The organism is Arcobacter sp., from assembly GCF_050300555.1.
GTDB lineage: Bacteria > Campylobacterota > Campylobacteria > Campylobacterales > Arcobacteraceae > Arcobacter.
Map to the genome: position 1 here is coordinate 1 of NZ_JBNKXY010000119.1, position 765 is coordinate 765.

General features: G+C 32.5%; 1 protein-coding gene. It reads left to right on the top strand.

From position 1 onward, the window contains the following. Positions 1–116 precede the first annotated feature (116 nt). Positions 117–353 (top strand): hypothetical protein, encoded by a 237-nt coding sequence (locus tag ACQY5W_RS13100; RefSeq protein WP_428025419.1) that lies wholly within the window; start codon positions 117–119, stop codon positions 351–353. Positions 354–765: the final 412 nt, after the last annotated feature.

A 765-nucleotide genomic window follows, 5' to 3' on the forward strand; every position in this document is an offset into this window, starting at 1 on the left:
GGGGTTGGTTTAAATTATCTTCCTATCTCTAAAAGTCGTTTGATATTTATAATTAGTGAATTTCTGACTGGGGGTGTTATTTAATGTTAAATCCACTTATAAAACAAGTTCCGGTAGTGGATCAAGCTTATGGTTTTACAAAAACTGCTATGAAAGTTTATAACTCAACATCACCAGTCGAAGCAGTTAAAGTAGCAGCTGTATCAATCATAGACGATTACGCACCACCACAAATAAAATATCCTGTTAAATGTGGGATACTCCTTGCTCAAGTTGGACTTGCTGTTTCAAGCGGTGGTAATCCTTGGGCAGTTGCGATGGCAATTGGTTCGGTTCGTCAAATTATTGATTAATACTAAAAGCAAATGAAAGACTTATAAAAATCAAAGTCTTTCATTAATCTAAATTTTTTATCTTTTATTTTATTTCTTTATAAGCTTGCTTTTCAGTGCTCCAAAAGTCAGTTTTTCTTTTTGTTGTTTGTTTATATTTGATGATGAAGAAGAAGAGAAAGATGATGATGATCTCCCTCTATTCTCCAATGGTTATTAATGGATACAAACTTAAGAAGTAACAATAGACAATGGAACTTATTGTGCTGGAATGTCAGAGGTATTAACTCTTCTTCCAAATGGAATTCCATCAAGAGCATAATCAAGGAAAAAGAATTGTGATATGATTTGTCTGCAAGAGATGAAAAGAGAACAATTTGATCAAAATTATATAAAGAATTTTTGCACTCATGCTTTCGACAAAAGATCGGAA